Origin of the sequence: Yersinia pekkanenii, from assembly GCF_001152565.1 — a bacterium.
GTDB lineage: Bacteria > Pseudomonadota > Gammaproteobacteria > Enterobacterales > Enterobacteriaceae > Yersinia > Yersinia pekkanenii.
In genome coordinates this window covers 60,081-77,278 of the sequence record NZ_CQAZ01000015.1, presented here as the reverse complement: position 1 = coordinate 77,278, position 17,198 = coordinate 60,081, and the positions used below count along the sequence as shown (strand labels likewise).

Here is a 17,198-nt window from a genome sequence, read left to right as displayed (position 1 = left end):
TTTAGTACCATAGATGGCATTCTGCCGGCTATTACTGTTCGGTTGATGATAAGTCCGATTCAATTTGCTCTGCATTCACATGATATTTGACCACCACTTTATTACGATACAAACATTCTGAATGTAAGATAATTGATCCCTGGCCTTTGGTTGAAACATCACGCCAGATTTCATTCTGTCGCCATACCCGATTACCCCGACGAACAAACCGATGCGCCTGTTGATAAACATGATATTTTACTTCCCGAGATTTATCACACAGCAACTCGCCCTCCAACTGGTGTTCAGCCACATTAAAGACCAGTTGAAAGGTATTTTTCGTTGGGTTATGCAAAACGAGATCAATATAGTTATAAAAAATGGCTGCACCGGAGCCAAAAGGTAAAACTCTCCCTTCATCCGGAAAAGGATCGAAACTATGATTTGCCCGTTCTACCACCACCAATGGTGAATGGATCGCCATCCAGTGAATAAGATTACTTAACTGACAAATTCCACCGCCAACTCCCTGGCGTGCCTCACCATAAGAAAGCGCCATTCCTTCAACAAATCCCCGTATTTCCGTCGGGTTACCCACCATACGACAAAACGAAAAATACTCTCCTGGAGCAATGATAATACCGCTGGTTGCTGCCGTTGCCAGCTTATTTGGCGCAACAGACGCCGTTGTGGTACCCGCAGCCAGTAAAGCCAAGGGTGATATGAGGATAGTGGTCTACGTATAGTTACCTAATAGGTTAATTAAATTTGTACGCTAGGCTTAATTGATTTAAATATGTCTTATATGAAGTTTTAGGTTCTAATACATTAAATAAAGAACAGTGCACACTCAATAACCCATAAGAAAAAACAGGCTAGCTTAGGGTAAATTAAAATATATTGAGAAACACTGAACAGAAAATAATGATCACTTAGTTTCATAACAGCCATGTGCGCTAAATGACTCAACGAGTTTACAGATTAAGCCTTTCTGCTAAATCCTGCCACAGCGCCGCAGCGCTGTCCTGATAGCCCTCAGCAGACAGGTGAATCAGGTCAGGGCGAGCCTTGCCCTCTACCGCCCAACGCTCGATGGAGCAATCCCCGCCCATAAAGGCAAACCAGTCCCAGAATAGTACGTTCTCCACCTGCGCAACCTGCTTTTGGACAGCAATGATCGGTTTAAGTAACTCGGGCTGACGTTGGCGACAACCCACGCCTTTTTTATTCATAATACTGCTTCCGGGGCCGACCAATAAGATGGTCGCATCCGGTACCGACTGCCGTATTTTTTTAATCTGGCGGGTCAGCATTTGCTGATAATGGTTGAGCGGCAGGTCGGTATTGAAGGCTTCATTGGTGCCATAAGCCAGAATAATCAGATCCGGCTCCAGCTTTTTTAGTACACCCGGCCAGTTTGCCTCCCATTTATCCAGCATCGACACCTGCGCACCGTTTATGCCCAGTGCACTAACGATCACGCCATGAGGCTGAAGGTTCGTCAACCAGAACCCCCCCAACTGCGCATCCCCCCCGTCCGTCATTGAGACAGCAAAAGAAGCGGGGACGATAACGGGAGCTGACATAGCCCATTGCCAGCCGCTATCGGCCAGCGAATGCGACTGTGCCTGCACGTTAAGAGTGGTTTCACCACGAGAGCGGTAGAGCGCCTGTGCCCGCAGTTCAGGCTCTCCGTCTACGGCGGAAATGCGAACTTCACTCTTTCCTGAAAGAGGTACCGCAATATTACCGCCTAACGTAAAGCCCGGATTTTTCTCCCTGCGACTGTTCTCAAGCTGCCAGCCACCGGCCTTACTGAATTTAACATTGCTGTAACGATTTCCGGGAACTGCCAGCGGGCTGATAAACCCAATCCCACCGTTACCAAACTGGCTCTGGAGCTGTTTGCGGAGCTGCCCGGAGAGAAAGTCAGCCGCCGTATGAGAATCACCGATGACCATAATATGCGTCAGTTCGGTATCGCTGTGCCGCAGTTTATCCGCGAGCTTCTTTATCTGCGGCACGCCGTAATCGGTTAATACCCCAGCGTGCTGAGGTGCCGTTACCTGCTTGGGCACGGCCTTGGTTTTTTCCGTGCAAGAGGTCAGAATAAGTGATAAGGCAATCAGTGCGACTATTCCAGAACAAATTAACAACTTATCCTTCATCAATATCTTTATTCCTTTGCGACAAAAAATGGATATTTTCAATAATAGCGTTGGCAATGTATTTCTCTCCAGCCGGAGTGTAATGAATACCGTCATTTGCCCGAACGACCGTTACTTTACCGTTAACCGTCATCGTCTGGATATAAGTATCATTCTGATGACCGAAAAGGGAATTAACGTTGATAGCGATACCGCCCATGTCTTGCACTTCTGAAGTATATAAGGTGCCAAGCCAGGCCATGTCCGCATTTAACTTAGTTTTTCGCATATTGGGCGGCGATAACCAGATGACCTGTATAGAACGCTGTTCCGCCAACGTCAAAATTTGGCGGATACGTTTCCGGTACTCCGCCTCCCAAACTTCAGATCTAAATTTGACGAAGGGCTTACCCTTCTCAACCGGCATCGCCCAGGGGTCGTTAGGGCCAAGAAAAACCACCAGTAAACCAATATCAGGATCCTGCTCTAACGCTTTTTCCGTGGTTGCGGGCCAGTTGAAAAAACCGGGATAGGCAAGGCCAGTACTGCGTTTGCTGAGATTGACTCCAGTCGTTGCGTGGTTGTCCTTAAGGGCTTTGACGACCCTGGGAGCCACCCCTTCCATCATCGAATCACCAATTAACAATACTTTTTTACCCGCAGGTAAAAGCGCCTTGCCCTGCTCATTATAAAGATGGCTCGGCCGGCTTCTTGGCTCGAATTTGACCTGCTCCGTAACGGATATCGGTCGGTGCACAGTGAGCCACCGGCTGAGCTGTCGGTCATTCGCAGGTGAATTCAGCTCAGATACGGCTATCGTCAGGGATTTAGGAACAACAAAAGACTCTTCCACTGAAACTGCTGGCCGCCCCCCATCCCCAGCCCCTGGAGAAGAGGTAAATAACTGGCTGATAAAAACCAACTTTGCAGACTCTGCGGCCACCATGATTTTCGCGCCTTGCCCCCACAAAAGCGAAGAGTTCTTTGACCAGGGACTCTCGCGATGGAAGTGCAGCTCCCAGTACTGATTGAGCGATTGCTGGTTTAGCCAGATAAGTCCCCCGGCACAGGTCAGGGCGATCAGCGAAGATTTAAGGGTATTTTTAATCGCGTCACAATAATCAAAAGTTTGCATAGATGAATCCCGGAACGCCAGATGGAGCGAAGAAAAATGCCAGAACAAGAACCGGAACGATGACAAGCGGAAGCCCGTACCATTTAATGCCTAAGAGCGCTGCTGCGACTCTGTTTCGCAGATTAACCAGCTCAGGATAAGCAATCAGCACCAGGATAAATCCACCGATCGTCCAACGCTGTTGATCCGTCAGAGAGGCAAGTTCAAACTGGCTGATATTGCTGATAATGATCATCGCATCATCGAAGTTATTGGCTCTAAAGAATATCCACGCGAAGCAGACAAAATGGAAAGTGAGCAGTCGGGCCAGTATGGCGGGCATATGTCTTTTTCGAGGGCCGGATACCCGGTCATGCCATAAGTTATAAATTACCAGTCCGGCACCATGGATAGCCCCCCACAGCAAAAAATTCAGACCCGCGCCGTGCCAAATCCCTGACAGCACCATGGCAATCATGACGTTCACCTGGGTACGGCAATAGCCTTTTCGGCTACCACCCAGTGGGAAATAAATATAATCCCGAATAAAGGTCGACAAACTGATGTGCCAGTCACGCCAGAAATTCTTAAGCGTATCGGCCAGGTAGGGATGGGCAAAGTTTTTGGCAATACGAAATCCCAGCAGCAGGGCAATCCCGGTGACTAAATCCGTATATCCGGAGAAATTGAAATAGATATTCCACGCCCAGCCATAGACGGCAATAATAGAATCCCAACCGCTTTGCCCGTCAGGCAGGCTAAAGACCGGAGCAACGAAAGTCTCATTCAACCACGAGCTAAGCAGAAATAATTTCACCAGCGCAAGGGCAATCAGATAAAACGCGCGTTTGAAATCCAGTATCGTACGCGAACCGGCCTCAATCTGAGGCATCAGTGCAGCAGCTCGGTTTACCGGCCCGGCAATCAGCGTAGGGATAAAGTTGATGTAGAGCAGCAGGCTTAGCAAGCCGGGTCGGCTTATTTCACCGCGCGCAACGGATAGAACCAGACTAACTGAATTAAAAAGATAGAAAGAGAGCCCTAGCGGTAAAAGAATATTCAGCATCGGCAAAGATAAATTAATGCGATGTGCGCCCAGGCTAGCCTGAACCCATTCACTGACCGGTAAGTAATATTTAAACACCATAAAATAGGCAAATACCATCACGCCTAACGTCAGCGTAATCTTATTTTTAAATCTTTCATGGGTGGACATCGCGACCAGCAGATAAACACACAAACTCCAGGACAGCAGAACAAACAAAGAAAGGCTACTGGTGAGAAAAACAAAGTAATACCCGGCCAGCAACAGCATAATATTTTGTATTTTAGCCCAAGGAGACATCAGCCAGTATAGAATAAAAAATATCAAGAAAACCAAAAAGAACTCTATAGAAAACAATATTGCCATAAATATGAATCCCTTCTATCCCGCTAAAATGGAACATCGTAAATATTACAAAATGATATTGTATTTGGGTGAAGAAAACCGCTTGCAGCTTCCGTTACGCCCTCCTTTTTCATTACTATATAGGTACTCTTCTTCGTAACTGTAAACATTCGCCAGCTCGGGCAATCATCCTGTTTTCTTGTTGTATATTTTATTTTAACTATCAAAATTGGCATGACAGATAAATCAAAAAAGATTAAAAATAAATATTAATATCACTCTGAGAGTAATATATGCAGTAGCCTCATGAATGCATAATTAAAAATTACTTTTCAACTCGGTCCTTTACACTCATGAAGAGTCCACCCAGACCAGTCATGATCTGAAGGATATAAAACATCGTCCCCTGACCATTCTGGTGCAACGTGATCTGAGAATTGATACTCCCAAAAATGCCAGGCTGAGCTTCTCAATTTTTCTTTCATTATAGACAATAAAAAATACTGATTTGAAAATAACTTTAATACGCGTCCGACACCACCGTAGTACTTATAATTTGGAGTGTAAGCAATAAAATAACATGAGATTGATTCATTCCAATATTTATTTCTTGACGTGGCATTTTTATATGCACTAATTTTCACTAAAAACAGAAAGACTGATATTAACGCTATAAAAAATAAAATAATTAAAAATATTAATTTAATTACCCTCATCATTTTATATATTATTCCCTATCAAAACCACAAGGCATCAGGTGTTATCTTTCATCTCCGGACGGTTAAACAGCCCCCTACGCCACAATCCGATCACGACCCTAAGCCTGATGAGACTGGCGTCAGACAGGCTACCGCCCATAACCACTTCCTAAATAAGGAAACCGAGGCCCATGAGGTCAAACATCGTTATTAATTTTTGCTCAATCAGCGCACAAGCAGTCACTGAACAAAAATAAAGAAATAAAGATAAACGGTGGATGCATCGGTTTCTTTGGTGAAAATGAACGGAGAACAGGCCTAAAAATATACTGACCGTTGCTGTAACACACTTATCGGTAGTGGCCTCAGCCAACCTGCCAGGGGCAGTCCATTTCAGGCTCGGTTGGGATTCGATCAGCACACTATTGAAATTATTTTTATTGATATTAAGTTGTTACGTTCAGGCTGCGGGCGCAGTGTAGAAATGTTAGCCACCTAACACCAATGAGTTAAATGTAACAATATGTAAGCAATAAAAATTCAAAAAAATAGATCCTCCCATTGATGTGTAAGAGATTTCATACAACAGAAATATAACCATACAAAATTAAAGGCATTAATGAACAGCATAAAAAATAAACAAAGAATTTCGGAAACCAACTGTAGGAATGTGCCTACATATTTCCAGAAATATTTTTCTATAAATGTGATCTGAAACAAGACTATTTCGTAGTTGAAGAGAGTGACAAATGGAACACTGATTCTTTGAGTAAATCAGTCAAGTATTAACAACATAAATATGGTTGACCGATGAATCAGATAATCAACTAATAGCAGAGTTTAAAAAATTGATATCGATGCAGAGTTCATCCTCATGAGGATTAGCACTGCTAAGCATCTAGAGAGGTAAATTTGAGTCGATGAGAAAAGTGACGATAAGTCGTGGTAGGATTGAGTGGCCGAGTGAATGATTTTCTCAAGCACGAAGTACTTTCAGTTCAATGCGGTTGTAACATGGCCAAAAAATTTACTTATTGACTTCGCTTTGTTAAGATCCCTGGCGTCTCTTCGCCGTCTTTTAAGATATGGTCTGATGTTAATTCGGTTATGGAATATAATAAAATGATGGAAATATTTGATGTTAGCTATAATCTCCTGTCCGATAGCCGGTCTAGCGAGTTGTTTTCACTTAGGAAAAAAGTATTTAAAGATCGCCTCAATTGGATCGTTAATTGTGAAAATGGTATGGAATATGACGAGTATGATAACAACCACACTACATACCTGTTCGGAGTCCATGATAATCAGGTTATTTGCAGTCTTCGGTTTATCGAAATAAAATATCCAAACATGATAACCGGAGTATTTAAGTCATATTTCAACAATATTGAACTCCCGAACGGAAACTATGTAGAAGCTAGCAGATTATTCATTGATAAAGATCGTGCTAAAAAACTGCAATTACAACATTATCCTCTCAGTTCAATGCTTTTTTTATCCATGATAAACTATACCAGACATCAGGGCTATGAAGGTATTTATGCTATAATCAGCCATCCAATGTTGACTATATTTAAAAGGTCTGGCTGGTTGATTTCAGTCGTTGAGCAAGGCATGTCAGAAAAAAATCAAAGAATTTATTTGGTCTACATGCCCGTTGATGACCACAATCAACAGATATTGATACACAAAATTAACAAAGCCTTACCCACTGGGAATGATACATTAAATAATTGGCCATTATCTTTGAAGGTCAGGAATAACGGGTCTGATCAGTTGCAACTCAACGGCAAGACTTATAGCATGCTTGGCGTTAGTCACACCTAGTTTTCTTACTGCGTTCCCCATATGATGTTTTACTGTGGTAAGTTTTATACCTAAAATGATAGCAATTTCTTGATAGGATTTGCCAATGCTTGCCCAGTAAATAATTTCATTTTCACGCTTTGAAAAAATTTCATTGTTATTCATTTTATAAAAATCACTGGCACTATTGAGATCTTTATAAAGTGAAGTCAGTTTCTCGTGAGTTATCATCAATAGCAGTTGAATATTACCTTTATCTTCATCTATTTTATCCTCTATATCTCCATCACAATCTTTGTCAGTCATAAGAGAGAGAACGACCAGGTTAGAGTTTTGATCATGCAGAACAAAGGTATATCCGTTAATCACATTGTACTTCTTTGCCATGTCAAATATTTTTGGCAACTTAAATCCTGAATTTATTATGATATTTTCATCCCAGGAAAATGGTGTGACTCGATGTGATGCGGTTATAAGCACAGGATCGATAAACTGAAAATTGTTCTGTGTATAAAATTCGAACCATTCTATTCTATTGGAAATAATTGCGAAGTCAGTCGGATTTTTCTTGTTCATTATGGCGTAGGCATATTTAATATTAGTATATTTTTCGAGTTTTCTTTCAAGCTGCCTTTTTATAGTAGTATTAATTAATTCATTATTGAAAAATAAGTTAGTCAAGTGTCCTTCTCCTTAACAAAATCCATTATTACTAAAAATAATATACCAATTGGGGTTATCTGTAAACAATCAGTACACAGTCAAACTACATTCTATTTTACATATTTAAACATCAGTTAATCTGGCCACGAATCGGATATTATTATGGCTTACTCTCGATCTAATAATTCAATTTTCAATTATTCATTTTCTCTGTTGACATTTGAGTGCATTCTATACCCTACCTTCTACCTTAAAGTACAGCCATGAATTGCACCTTAGTACAACTATCTTCCCATATTTATGTCCGTATAATACAGAACAAGTTGATAAAAAAACCTGACCACAAGAGCCAGGCGACAACATTAGTCTAATCAACACCAGGGAAAACCAAAAGTATTAATCATGGAAAATACTACAGAAGTGCATTTATTTCTACCAGTGTAACTTCTGTAGTATGATATATAACGCATTATTTCTTTCTCCATTGCCCGCGATAGTTACCTCCTATAACTATTTACCAGATGAGCTATCTTTCTTTTTCAAGTCCAATCTCATTGATAATTATCAGAATCCAGCCAATTTGTACTGGCGGATCGCTCTGGATCATCGTATCCCAACAGGTAAAACTGATGGTTTCTACGATATTGGGTAATATAAAATCGATATCAGCCCCTAACGGACGCTGACAGAACATCCGTAAACTACGATATTATTTTATCCTTATAACAGTGAAGTAAATATGTTCGCAAACAAATTATTTTTTGTCGATGATACTCATTAACTTCAGGAATATATATACCATAAATCAATATAGATTATTAATAAGGATAGTTTGTTGAGATGGCTCATCATACCAATCTCAATTATAAAAAACCAGTAAGTACTCTCATTGAGTTCATCTATATGCTCCTCAGTAGTGACTGTATTTAGCATTAGGCTGTGGTTTTAACACCCATAGACTAATCCTAGTAATATAAATTACAATATCAACTATAAATTATAAATCAATTAAAGATGAACGCTCTCGTTTATATAATTTTTGTAATTCATCAAGCTGACAGTACAGTGTGAAAACCTTATTATATAACATAATTCCATCCTCCGTTAATATAAGACCCTGCCTTGTCCTAATAAACAATTTAACACCCAGAGTATGTTCTAATTTTTTCAAACTTCTGCAAATGGGAGAACGCGTAACAAATAGTAAATCAGATGCTTTACCTAACGATTTAACGTTTGCAACCGTAATGAAATTCAATAATTCCTTTGAAATAAACACTATTACCTCCATATTATAACGTATTATTTATGGTTGCTGTAGGTAGTCCGTAAATAGTGTAGCCCTTCCGTCGGCATCTGCTAAGTATAAAAAATAAGTTATTTTATTTATAATAACTACCTTAAGTTAACAGTATGTTTAAAATAACTAACAGTATGTTTAAAATAACTAACATTAAGTGTAAAACTATCACCCTATAGAAAATTTCAGATTAATGATTATTTATTAAGCTATTACACTGTAACACTCCCTTGCCCGAACAATTATTATACGATCGTAATATCATCGTGTCATATCCACTCTACATTTTCCGGTTCCAATCTTTAATATTCTAATACAAATCTCCTCAACAAAAACAGCGACTGTGTGGTCGTGACGCAAATTTAGTGGTAGTGGTTAATTGTTAGATACCAGCCGACGATCTTATCGTGCATTTCTTCTGATTTTGAGAAGCAGATAGTCTTACGAGCAAGTCGCTTAAGATGTGTCCGCAAATTCAGGTTATGCCGTTCGATCCGCTGAGTGTATTTCTTGCTGATGACATGGCTGGTCGAGGCCAGCAGCGTTCGGTATACCGGCCAGGCATCTGTCATGTAGAAGGCGATGTCAAACCGGCTTAACAGCGTCAATAACCGTTTCAAGGTCAAGGCATTTCTTGGGCCGATGGTATGCGCCAGAACACGCTTGCGGATACGGTCATAAGCGTAGAAGAGCCACCGGGGATTGCCTTTACACCGAACGTAAGACCACTGCTCATCGGCTTCACAACAAATCACAACTTCAGCTCCGGGCTCAACGTCCTGCGCTACCTGCTGAGGCGAGAGTTTTTTAAATGGCGAAGAACGGTGTTGAGGCTTATCCCCAGAACTCGAGCGGTATCACGGCAGCCTGAACCATTCATTGCCATATCAACAATGGTTTGATAGGTGTCTGCTCTGGCACCTTTGTCGCGGAAATTAAGCTGAAAAGTCTTTAGACAGTGATTACAGCGGTCTAGCTGAGCACCGGAGCCAGAGTGGCCGTTACGGATAACGCCATGAGTTTCTGAGCAACGGGGACAAATAACATCAATCTTTGCCATCTGTCATCCAAAAGGTAAATCATACTACAGCACTAAATCTGCGTCACTACCAAGAGTGCCGACGATTCAATTTCACATCTTTTTCCACTTTCCCAGTCATTATATTTTCCAAACCAGATAGAATTCCTGAACAGTTAACGCAGGCAGGGAAATCGTTATTCTTATTTCCAACTAGCCTTTTAGTAAATATATAGATTTGGTTGAGGTTTTCAGCTTGCGTTACATCTTTATTAAATTTGGTAACCATATAGTTAAACGCTTGTACCTCTGCATGCAACCCAGCAATGCCGGCCTTTTTAGGTAAAATATTCTTTTGGGCTAAAAGATAATCCCGTATTCTTTTTTCAACTAGAGGAGTAAGCTTTACTCCACTTTTTTCATATAGGCTTTTGACCTCAGAAATATATTTTTCTGTATCCTCTACGTGATAAGATCCTAAATCACTTTTAGGATTCCATTTTGTAGTTCTTGGAATGTTAATCGGTTTATATTTAAGAAGAGCAGGGTTGACTGTATCCTCGATAATCTTCACACCAGGGAATGGATTTTTTTCACTCAAACTCCCGGGAAGATTAAAAAAACCATCTTTATAACTATCAGTATGGATTGCCGTATTCGAAGCGCCCGAATGAGCCGCATAAGATCTTAATTTACCTTTAGTAAATTTCATGTCCACTGCTTCTTTTACTTTCATTTTATCGAGGGTGCCTTTTAATTTTTTATCATTTTCTGCAGACTGTTTCAAAATAGAATCTGTATTTTCAGTTATCTTTTTATAGTGATCCCCAACCCCATAAAATGGTCCGGTAATACCGTTTTTGTTGTAAATTGCGGACCTTATTGTACTATCGCTGACCTTAGTCCTCTCCAAAGACAGCGAATCGAGTTTATTATATTTTTCAGGATCGATTAGCGGCGGTGTATCATTGTTGACTTTCCCACTACGAAGAGGAACGACTATCATCGCATCTCTAGGAGTAATTTCATTTGGGTCACTCTTCACTTTGGGGATAGGGGGTGACTTTACATGCACTACATGCACTAATATTGCTGGTGCCGACGGATCAGAGGTGGATGCTTGTACCTTTGGCGGCGCTACTGTTACCTCTGAAGGAATATTTTTTTGCTTTTTAGTTGAGGATTCATGAGTTTGTGAAGACTTATGTTTGTTTTTACCGAAAAACTCGCGTAAGAACGAATCTTTCCCACCTCCTTTCAGTCCGATATTAGTGTTAAATACCCATTTATTATTTTTATCCAACATTATCGGAGGGTAATGTCCTAACAGGCTAGGTGAAGTGGGGTTTATTAAACGTAATGTATTATTCTCTTTATCATATTTAACTTGATAGAATTTATTATTATTTTTAATGTAATAATTATAATCCTGCACAGATTGAAGGTTGTCAGGACGAATTTTATATATGCCGTGATTAGAGTGGACTCCTTCAAAATTGATATCGTTAACCTCCCACTTTTTCCTGAATAATTCTCTGTTTTTTGTTTCATTTCTTATCCTCCACCATCTACCACATGAATTAATGATAGGTGTTTTTTTATCACCATCAATCAACATCCATCTGTTATTTCTGTGATTTTTTTCGACGTGATACAACTCGCCTTTTTCACCTCTTATGAATCTTTTGCCTGAATTATCTTTCAACACCCCATCATTCATTAACTCTAAATCAGCCTTTATATTTTTACGGGCTAATACATCCCCTGAAAAACCATCCAACGATGTTAATTTTAAATCATTTTTCACCCCTTTATACAGACCTTTTAAAGAAGATCTTAACGGTATAGGTTCCATCGCATCATAAAGTGCTTTTGTCATCAACGATGAGTTTTTTAAGGTTGCGGATAACAAATCTGGTGAAATTTGCCTTGCTACATATGTATACAAACCAAATCCACGTAGTCCATTTTTCATCCCAGCTTTCAACGAAGTGCTGCCTAACCTCATGATTGAAGATGCTGATTTAATTGTAACACCTATGCCTTTAACTACAGGAATAATACTTATGAGATCAAGGAGTAACTCTCCACTGTCAATTTTATATTCTGAATCTGTCAATGAATGGTAAACGATATTAACCAGCGGAATAGTACCTCTTATTGCTTTCCAGATCTCATTAGTTTCATCCATAACTTGATGTAAAACTTCCACATAGGCAGCCTGCGCAATCTCCAGTCCTTGTGCCAGCGTGCCGGCCACTGTCGATGTATCATTAATTAAAATGGGGTTCGCTTTATCGTCTTTTGCTAATGTGAAATATTCGTGTGATATATTTTTTATTGGGTTATTATTCCAGTCGTTACCATACAGTGGCTTGATAATCATATCATTGACTTGCTGACGATAATACAAGTCTTTGTATTGCCTATATCTTTTATCTACCTTTTTAGTAACCCAGTTTTTTTCAAAAGTAACTAATTCATTCGATAACAAATCATTAATCTTATCACCCGCCTGCTCGGTAAGAATTACAGAACTAAGATTACCCATCAAGTTGGATACGAGAATATATCTCCCGGATGATAACTGCATCAGAATAATTCTTCCAGGAATATATTGGGGTGGTTTCTCCACAATATGAATAACCTCATGATGAGCAGTCGTATAGTTATCTAGGGTTTTGCCAAATACAGCTAAAGTCTGTACAGACTGTGGTTTTTGATTAATTTCATCAAATGTTATGCCGCTACCTGCTATAAGACTACAGGATAATATTTCGGCATCATATTTATTATATTTGTCACGATAATCATAAAACTGTTGATTAAATTCACTCCTGCTTTCAGCACTCCCACTTTTCTTAAAGTCAGCAATAGTGAAGTATCCAGCTGGCTTTTCTTTTGAAAAAAATTCAAAAAAAGGATTTAACCGTTTATTGTCGAGAATAAACCTATTATATATCCTTGTTAGATTAAGGCTGGAAATACCCTTTTCTATCGTTAATTTATAAATAACAGCTGAAAATTCTTCCTCAGAAAATTTTTCTGAAAAATTTTTCATCCCACTGATCAGCTCCTGCGCCAAATTGGCTGCGAAAATCACATCTTCATAATTTCCTTTTGGTTTGTAACTCTTCATTTTGGCTATAGTATCTTCATCACCAATTGCCTTAAGGTAATTAATTAACGATTCCATATCAATCAAGGAGAGTTTGGTTAATTCATTCTCATAATTAACCAGCACAATGCCTTCATTTTTTTTATTTTTAGACTCGCTATTTTTTTCTTTAGTTTCATTATCGAGCCATTAATGCATTCAGATGTCAGCTCTCCATTTGCGTTAATTTCATCAGCAGGCAACTTTATGGTGGGTTGTTTACCTTCCCTCTCATCCTTATACATTCTTTCTTTTAATTTTAAATAACTTTCCTCACTGATATTAAATTTACCTCGTAACTTGTAATCTTTTGATTTCAATTTACTGATAGCTATATCAAAATATCTAGCCCAAGTGTGATCCGGATAAGATTCCTCTTCGATTGCCAAAGAGTCAGGGGCAAAAATATTAGGGTTTTCAAACGCCTTGGAAACCAATAACTTGTTGGTAATGGTTTGTCTTTTAAGATAATAGTCGGCCTCCATCGTATTAGCGAGTGTTTCTGAAATACTCACTATATCCATCGGTTCTGGATTATTATAATTAAATTTTTCCTCAAAATTGTCTCTTCCGGCCCTGATATTATTAAGTGTATCAATGCCACTGAAATGAGTGGTAGTGAAAGGCATCTTATGGATATTTACACCTCTATCGATCTCCCGCTTATCAGCATTGTAGGGCATAGCCCATTTGACATCTTCTAAAAGGTCTTCCCCTTTGCAAACAGAGTAATAAGGAATGTCAGAGTCCAGACGAATAAGCACACCCGATTTGGTGCCACGGTTCTCAGGAAGGAATATCGTGTTATTAAGCTTGTGCCCTTCTATATCAACAGGGACGAGGAGCCTGCCGCCGGTTCTGGCAAGATGGGCATTATCTCTGATTCGCTTTGATAATTGTATATCATTCTCTATCTGATACAATACAAACTGAATGGCATGTAAATAGGTTTGTTTTTTCATCTCATCGGAGAAGTCCTTATAATGTATGTCTCGATCAAAATCAAAATTCCCTGACTGTAACGTCGCGTCGGATGGGATGTTATCATGCAATTCAGGGGACGGAGGGGGAGCCGTATTCGCCACTCCCCGTTTACGTCGGTCAGCATCCGGATCATGCTCATCAGACAACGGCTTAACATCCGTTTGCGGCTGTAATGGCGATGAATAACTCATCGGCATGGCCTCTCTCTCATTTGCCGCAGCATTCTCCCATGCAAGGTTATCATTTTCGGCAGCCATTTCGCTCCGTTGCGCCTGTGGATGCATTTCATCATTGCTTTCACCAACATGTTTGCTAACGAACGCATTACCGGAAATAACGTTATTTTCACTTCGGCCTGATTGCCAGCCTCTTTTCGCCCCTTTAAAGGCGGCCGTAGTGGCGGTATCGAGCACTGAATCAAAAACCATCCCCCCCACTGAGCCCATTTTTATTTTTTCACTTTTCTTCCCTTCCGCCACATGTTGACAAACCGCGCTGAATGTTTTCTCGCTGCGCCCGACATATACATTATGCAAGGCCGCACCTGCGGTTAGCCAGGCGCCGGCCGCAAGTTTGATCGCGCCAGGCACGGGCGCCGTCAGTAGATTAAAGCCAAGTTGCTTTAGTTTTTTGCCCAGCAAGCCATAAATCGCCTTATAGGGCTTATCATGACCGGGCATAGTATAATTATTAACCGCGTTAACATTGTACGGTATTTTTATCCCGGCCTTCAGCACCTTATAGGGTAGCCGGAAGAGGCTGGACACGTTGAACGATACCGTATTCAAAGCCTGTTCAAAGGACAGTTCAATAACAATACGGGTGACCCCTCGTGAAATCCGCTTTTGCCCCCATTTCACAATATACTCAACAAGCCCCTTCTCTAAGGCAGCATATTGCTCCGGGCTCATCGGTAATCTCACTTCATCATTACCGGCATTTTCAAGCTCACCGGCAAGCCGGGTGGCGAAGAGATACCCGGCCGGATCGCCGGTTGAAAGAGTCCCCGCTAAGAGCTCCTGTTCCTTCAGGGAGGCAAGTACCTGCTGTGCATCCGGTGGCGGATAATTACCCACGTTCTGTTCTTTGGCGAGGTTTGCCCAATGCTTGGCAAGGCGTGCGCCCCGTGAATGTTCATCCAGTGGCCTTTCTGTCAGCCGTGCAGACTCTGCCGACAGACGTTCCTTCACCTTTGTCGCCAGCAACTGTGCTTTGCCTGCCTGTACCTTGGCCTCGGATAAATTGCGCGCTGAATTTCCGGCAGCAAGAGTAGCGTCATTCAACGCTTGGGCAGCGGTAGCAAGCTCCCTGGCCATGTCAGGCATGAATTTATCCACCAAATGATCAGTCTTCGCCCACAGAGAGCGGGCAATATCAACAGGCAGCCGTGCTTCCAGCATGTCATTGACTGACATCCTCTGCCTTTTAAGCGCCTTCTGAATACTGTCGGTGGTACTACCCAGGCGTGCCAAAAGGGATTGCGCATGGTCGATATCGCCGCCCAGCAACCGCTCCAGCGTCGCCACTTTTACCGCCCGTTGGTTTTCGGGGTTTTCCTGCTCAAGGCTGCCGCTCAGCCATTCCCTGATCTCCGCAACCAGGTCCTCCTCACCCGACGGGCTGACAGGGGTATTGCGGCGCTCTTGTTCGCTTCCCCGGCCATCCGCCGCGGAGTAAGAAGCCAGTATCCCTTCAATTTTTTTCAGCTCATCCACTTTTGACAACAGCGCAGCGCTGGCGTATTGAATTTTGATTGCAGGCTGCTGCCACTGCCATAAAATGCTTCTGATGATGGAATCGGCAACGACGTGTTCAGGGTCCTTTGTTGGCGTTCTGGTGGGGTGACCATGCTGCGTGATCCGGACTAGCCGGTGCGCGTGCACTTTCATTCCCGCCACGGCAGTTTGCGCTTGTGATTTTTTCTTATCAAAACCCGTTTTTATACGCTGCGAGAGAGAATTTGAGCGCAACAAAGAGGCAGCCGCCTCATCATTATTCACCTGCGGTATGGCCGGGGAAGTGGTGCTCGGGCCCGCGTGAATCGACGCTTTTACCAAATCGCTGGAGAGGCTCTGAAGATAGGCGGCGACATGGCTAAAGAAAGTCTGTGGATCACCCTGAAGTTGACGGGCTTTTTTATTGGCTTTATCTGCTTCGTGCCGCGAGGCCGCAATCATCGCATTGACGGTGGAGGACTTACCGGCCTCCCACGCCGCTGCTCGTGCCCAGGCGGCATGGCCTGACGTCTCTGCCGTGATGCTCCCCAGCGCCTGTATCACCGTACTTTTATCACTGGAGGAGAACGCGCCGGTCAACTCAGCGACCAGCATGTCGTGCCGTTTTTCCGGGGTGCTGTAGTCATCCATGGCACGCAGGGTACGGACAACGAGTATCAGTGTCTGCAGGGTTGACTCCAGCCGTCTGGCCAGCGACTGAGCCGTACGCCGGCTCCCCAATGCGGCCTCCGTGGCTTCCCCGTTGCCTTTGCGTGGCAGCTCATGCTCAACCCAGCGCTTTATGACGTCGTCCGAAAGCTTGCTCGTAAGACGCTCTATGTTGCTTATCTGATCCAGCAGCCATAGAGAACTCAGCGCCCCCCCAACGCTTACCTGGAGGCACAGGCGAGATTTGGCCGCGGCCAAGTCGTCACACAGCTGCGTCAGTAACACCCCGTCAACCTCGGGCACCTGGCTGTTATACCCTTTTAGCCTGAATTCCTGAGCTTCTTCCAGGTGGGCCTCACGAATAAAAGCGAATAAACGGCCATAGCCGCCTCCGGACGACAGCTTCCCCCCCTCATCAGGCGGTGAGACACCAACACTGCCCTGGCTGACCTGTTGAAACAAATGGCCAGCATTATCTCTTTCGGTTTCTTTTGAGTGTGTTTTTTTTTCCTTCGACTCACTGGAGTAAAGCATAAGACTATCCTCAGGATATGATTA

General features: G+C 42.2%; 10 protein-coding genes and 1 pseudogene. 1 reads left to right on the top strand and 10 read right to left on the bottom strand.

The features are described from left to right. Nucleotides 1–31: 31 nt before the first annotated feature. The 5 genes and pseudogenes from AEP37_RS09655 to AEP37_RS27860 form a co-directional block, all read right to left on the bottom strand. Complete coding sequence (locus tag AEP37_RS09655; RefSeq protein WP_235801388.1) at nt 32–694, bottom strand: VanW family protein; 663 nt, start codon at nt 692–694, stop codon at nt 32–34. 259 nt (nt 695–953) lie between these two features. Continuing rightward, entirely contained in the window at nt 954–2,147 is a 1,194-nt protein-coding gene (locus AEP37_RS09650; RefSeq protein ID WP_072086272.1) for an SGNH/GDSL hydrolase family protein, read from the bottom strand. Continuing rightward, nucleotides 2,137–3,261: an SGNH/GDSL hydrolase family protein gene (locus tag AEP37_RS09645; RefSeq protein ID WP_049612758.1), complete on the bottom strand. Its 1,125-nt coding sequence runs from the start codon at nt 3,259–3,261 to the stop codon at nt 2,137–2,139. Before AEP37_RS09645 ends, AEP37_RS09650 begins: the two co-directional genes overlap by 11 nt. Then, on the bottom strand, nt 3,248–4,651 hold the full coding sequence (locus AEP37_RS09640; RefSeq protein ID WP_049612757.1) for an MBOAT family O-acyltransferase: 1,404 nt from the start codon (nt 4,649–4,651) through the stop codon (nt 3,248–3,250). Before AEP37_RS09640 ends, AEP37_RS09645 begins: the two co-directional genes overlap by 14 nt. 1,011 nt (nt 4,652–5,662) lie before the next feature. Next, nucleotides 5,663–5,782, bottom strand: a pseudogene (locus AEP37_RS27860) (type VI secretion system contractile sheath small subunit); the annotation flags it as partial. Between the two features lie 668 nt (nt 5,783–6,450). On the opposite strand from AEP37_RS27860, the gene AEP37_RS24805 reads away from it, so the two are divergent. Continuing rightward, nucleotides 6,451–7,155, top strand: coding sequence for an acyl-homoserine-lactone synthase (locus AEP37_RS24805; RefSeq protein WP_050691921.1), 705 nt, complete (start codon nt 6,451–6,453; stop codon nt 7,153–7,155). On the opposite strand, the gene AEP37_RS09630 is transcribed toward AEP37_RS24805, so the two are convergent. The 5 genes from AEP37_RS09630 to AEP37_RS09605 form a co-directional block, all read right to left on the bottom strand. After that, on the bottom strand, nt 7,069–7,815 hold the full coding sequence (locus tag AEP37_RS09630; protein WP_049612753.1) for a helix-turn-helix transcriptional regulator: 747 nt from the start codon (nt 7,813–7,815) through the stop codon (nt 7,069–7,071). The genes AEP37_RS24805 and AEP37_RS09630 overlap by 87 nt on opposite strands. Nucleotides 7,816–8,794: 979 nt before the next feature. Then, a complete protein-coding gene (locus AEP37_RS09625; RefSeq protein ID WP_049612751.1) occupies nt 8,795–9,076 on the bottom strand; it encodes a helix-turn-helix domain-containing protein in 282 nt (93 codons plus the stop codon). 383 nt (nt 9,077–9,459) lie between these two features. After that, a protein-coding gene (locus AEP37_RS09620; protein WP_156168565.1) for an IS1 family transposase occupies nt 9,460–10,157 on the bottom strand; the annotation gives its coding sequence in 2 pieces (ribosomal slippage) (nt 9,460–9,899 and nt 9,899–10,157; 699 coding nt in all). A gap of 46 nt (nt 10,158–10,203) precedes the next feature. Next, complete coding sequence (locus AEP37_RS09610; protein ID WP_049612746.1) at nt 10,204–13,359, bottom strand: YwqJ-related putative deaminase; 3,156 nt, start codon at nt 13,357–13,359, stop codon at nt 10,204–10,206. After that, nucleotides 13,332–17,174, bottom strand: coding sequence for a hypothetical protein (locus AEP37_RS09605; protein ID WP_049612744.1), 3,843 nt, complete (start codon nt 17,172–17,174; stop codon nt 13,332–13,334). The genes AEP37_RS09610 and AEP37_RS09605 overlap by 28 nt, the downstream gene beginning before the upstream one ends. Nucleotides 17,175–17,198 lie beyond the last annotated feature (24 nt).

Excerpts from the sequence above, each read along its gene's own strand:
- AEP37_RS09645 (WP_049612758.1), bottom strand. The coding sequence starts at position 3,261 with ATGCAAACTTTTGATTATTGTGACGCGATTAAAAATACCCTTAAATCT.
- AEP37_RS09605 (WP_049612744.1), bottom strand. The coding sequence starts at position 17,174 with ATGCTTTACTCCAGTGAGTCGAAGGAAAAAAAAACACACTCAAAAGAA.
- AEP37_RS09640 (WP_049612757.1), bottom strand. The coding sequence starts at position 4,651 with ATGGCAATATTGTTTTCTATAGAGTTCTTTTTGGTTTTCTTGATATTT.
- AEP37_RS24805 (WP_050691921.1), top strand. The coding sequence starts at position 6,451 with ATGATGGAAATATTTGATGTTAGCTATAATCTCCTGTCCGATAGCCGG.
- AEP37_RS09650 (WP_072086272.1), bottom strand. The coding sequence starts at position 2,147 with ATGAAGGATAAGTTGTTAATTTGTTCTGGAATAGTCGCACTGATTGCC.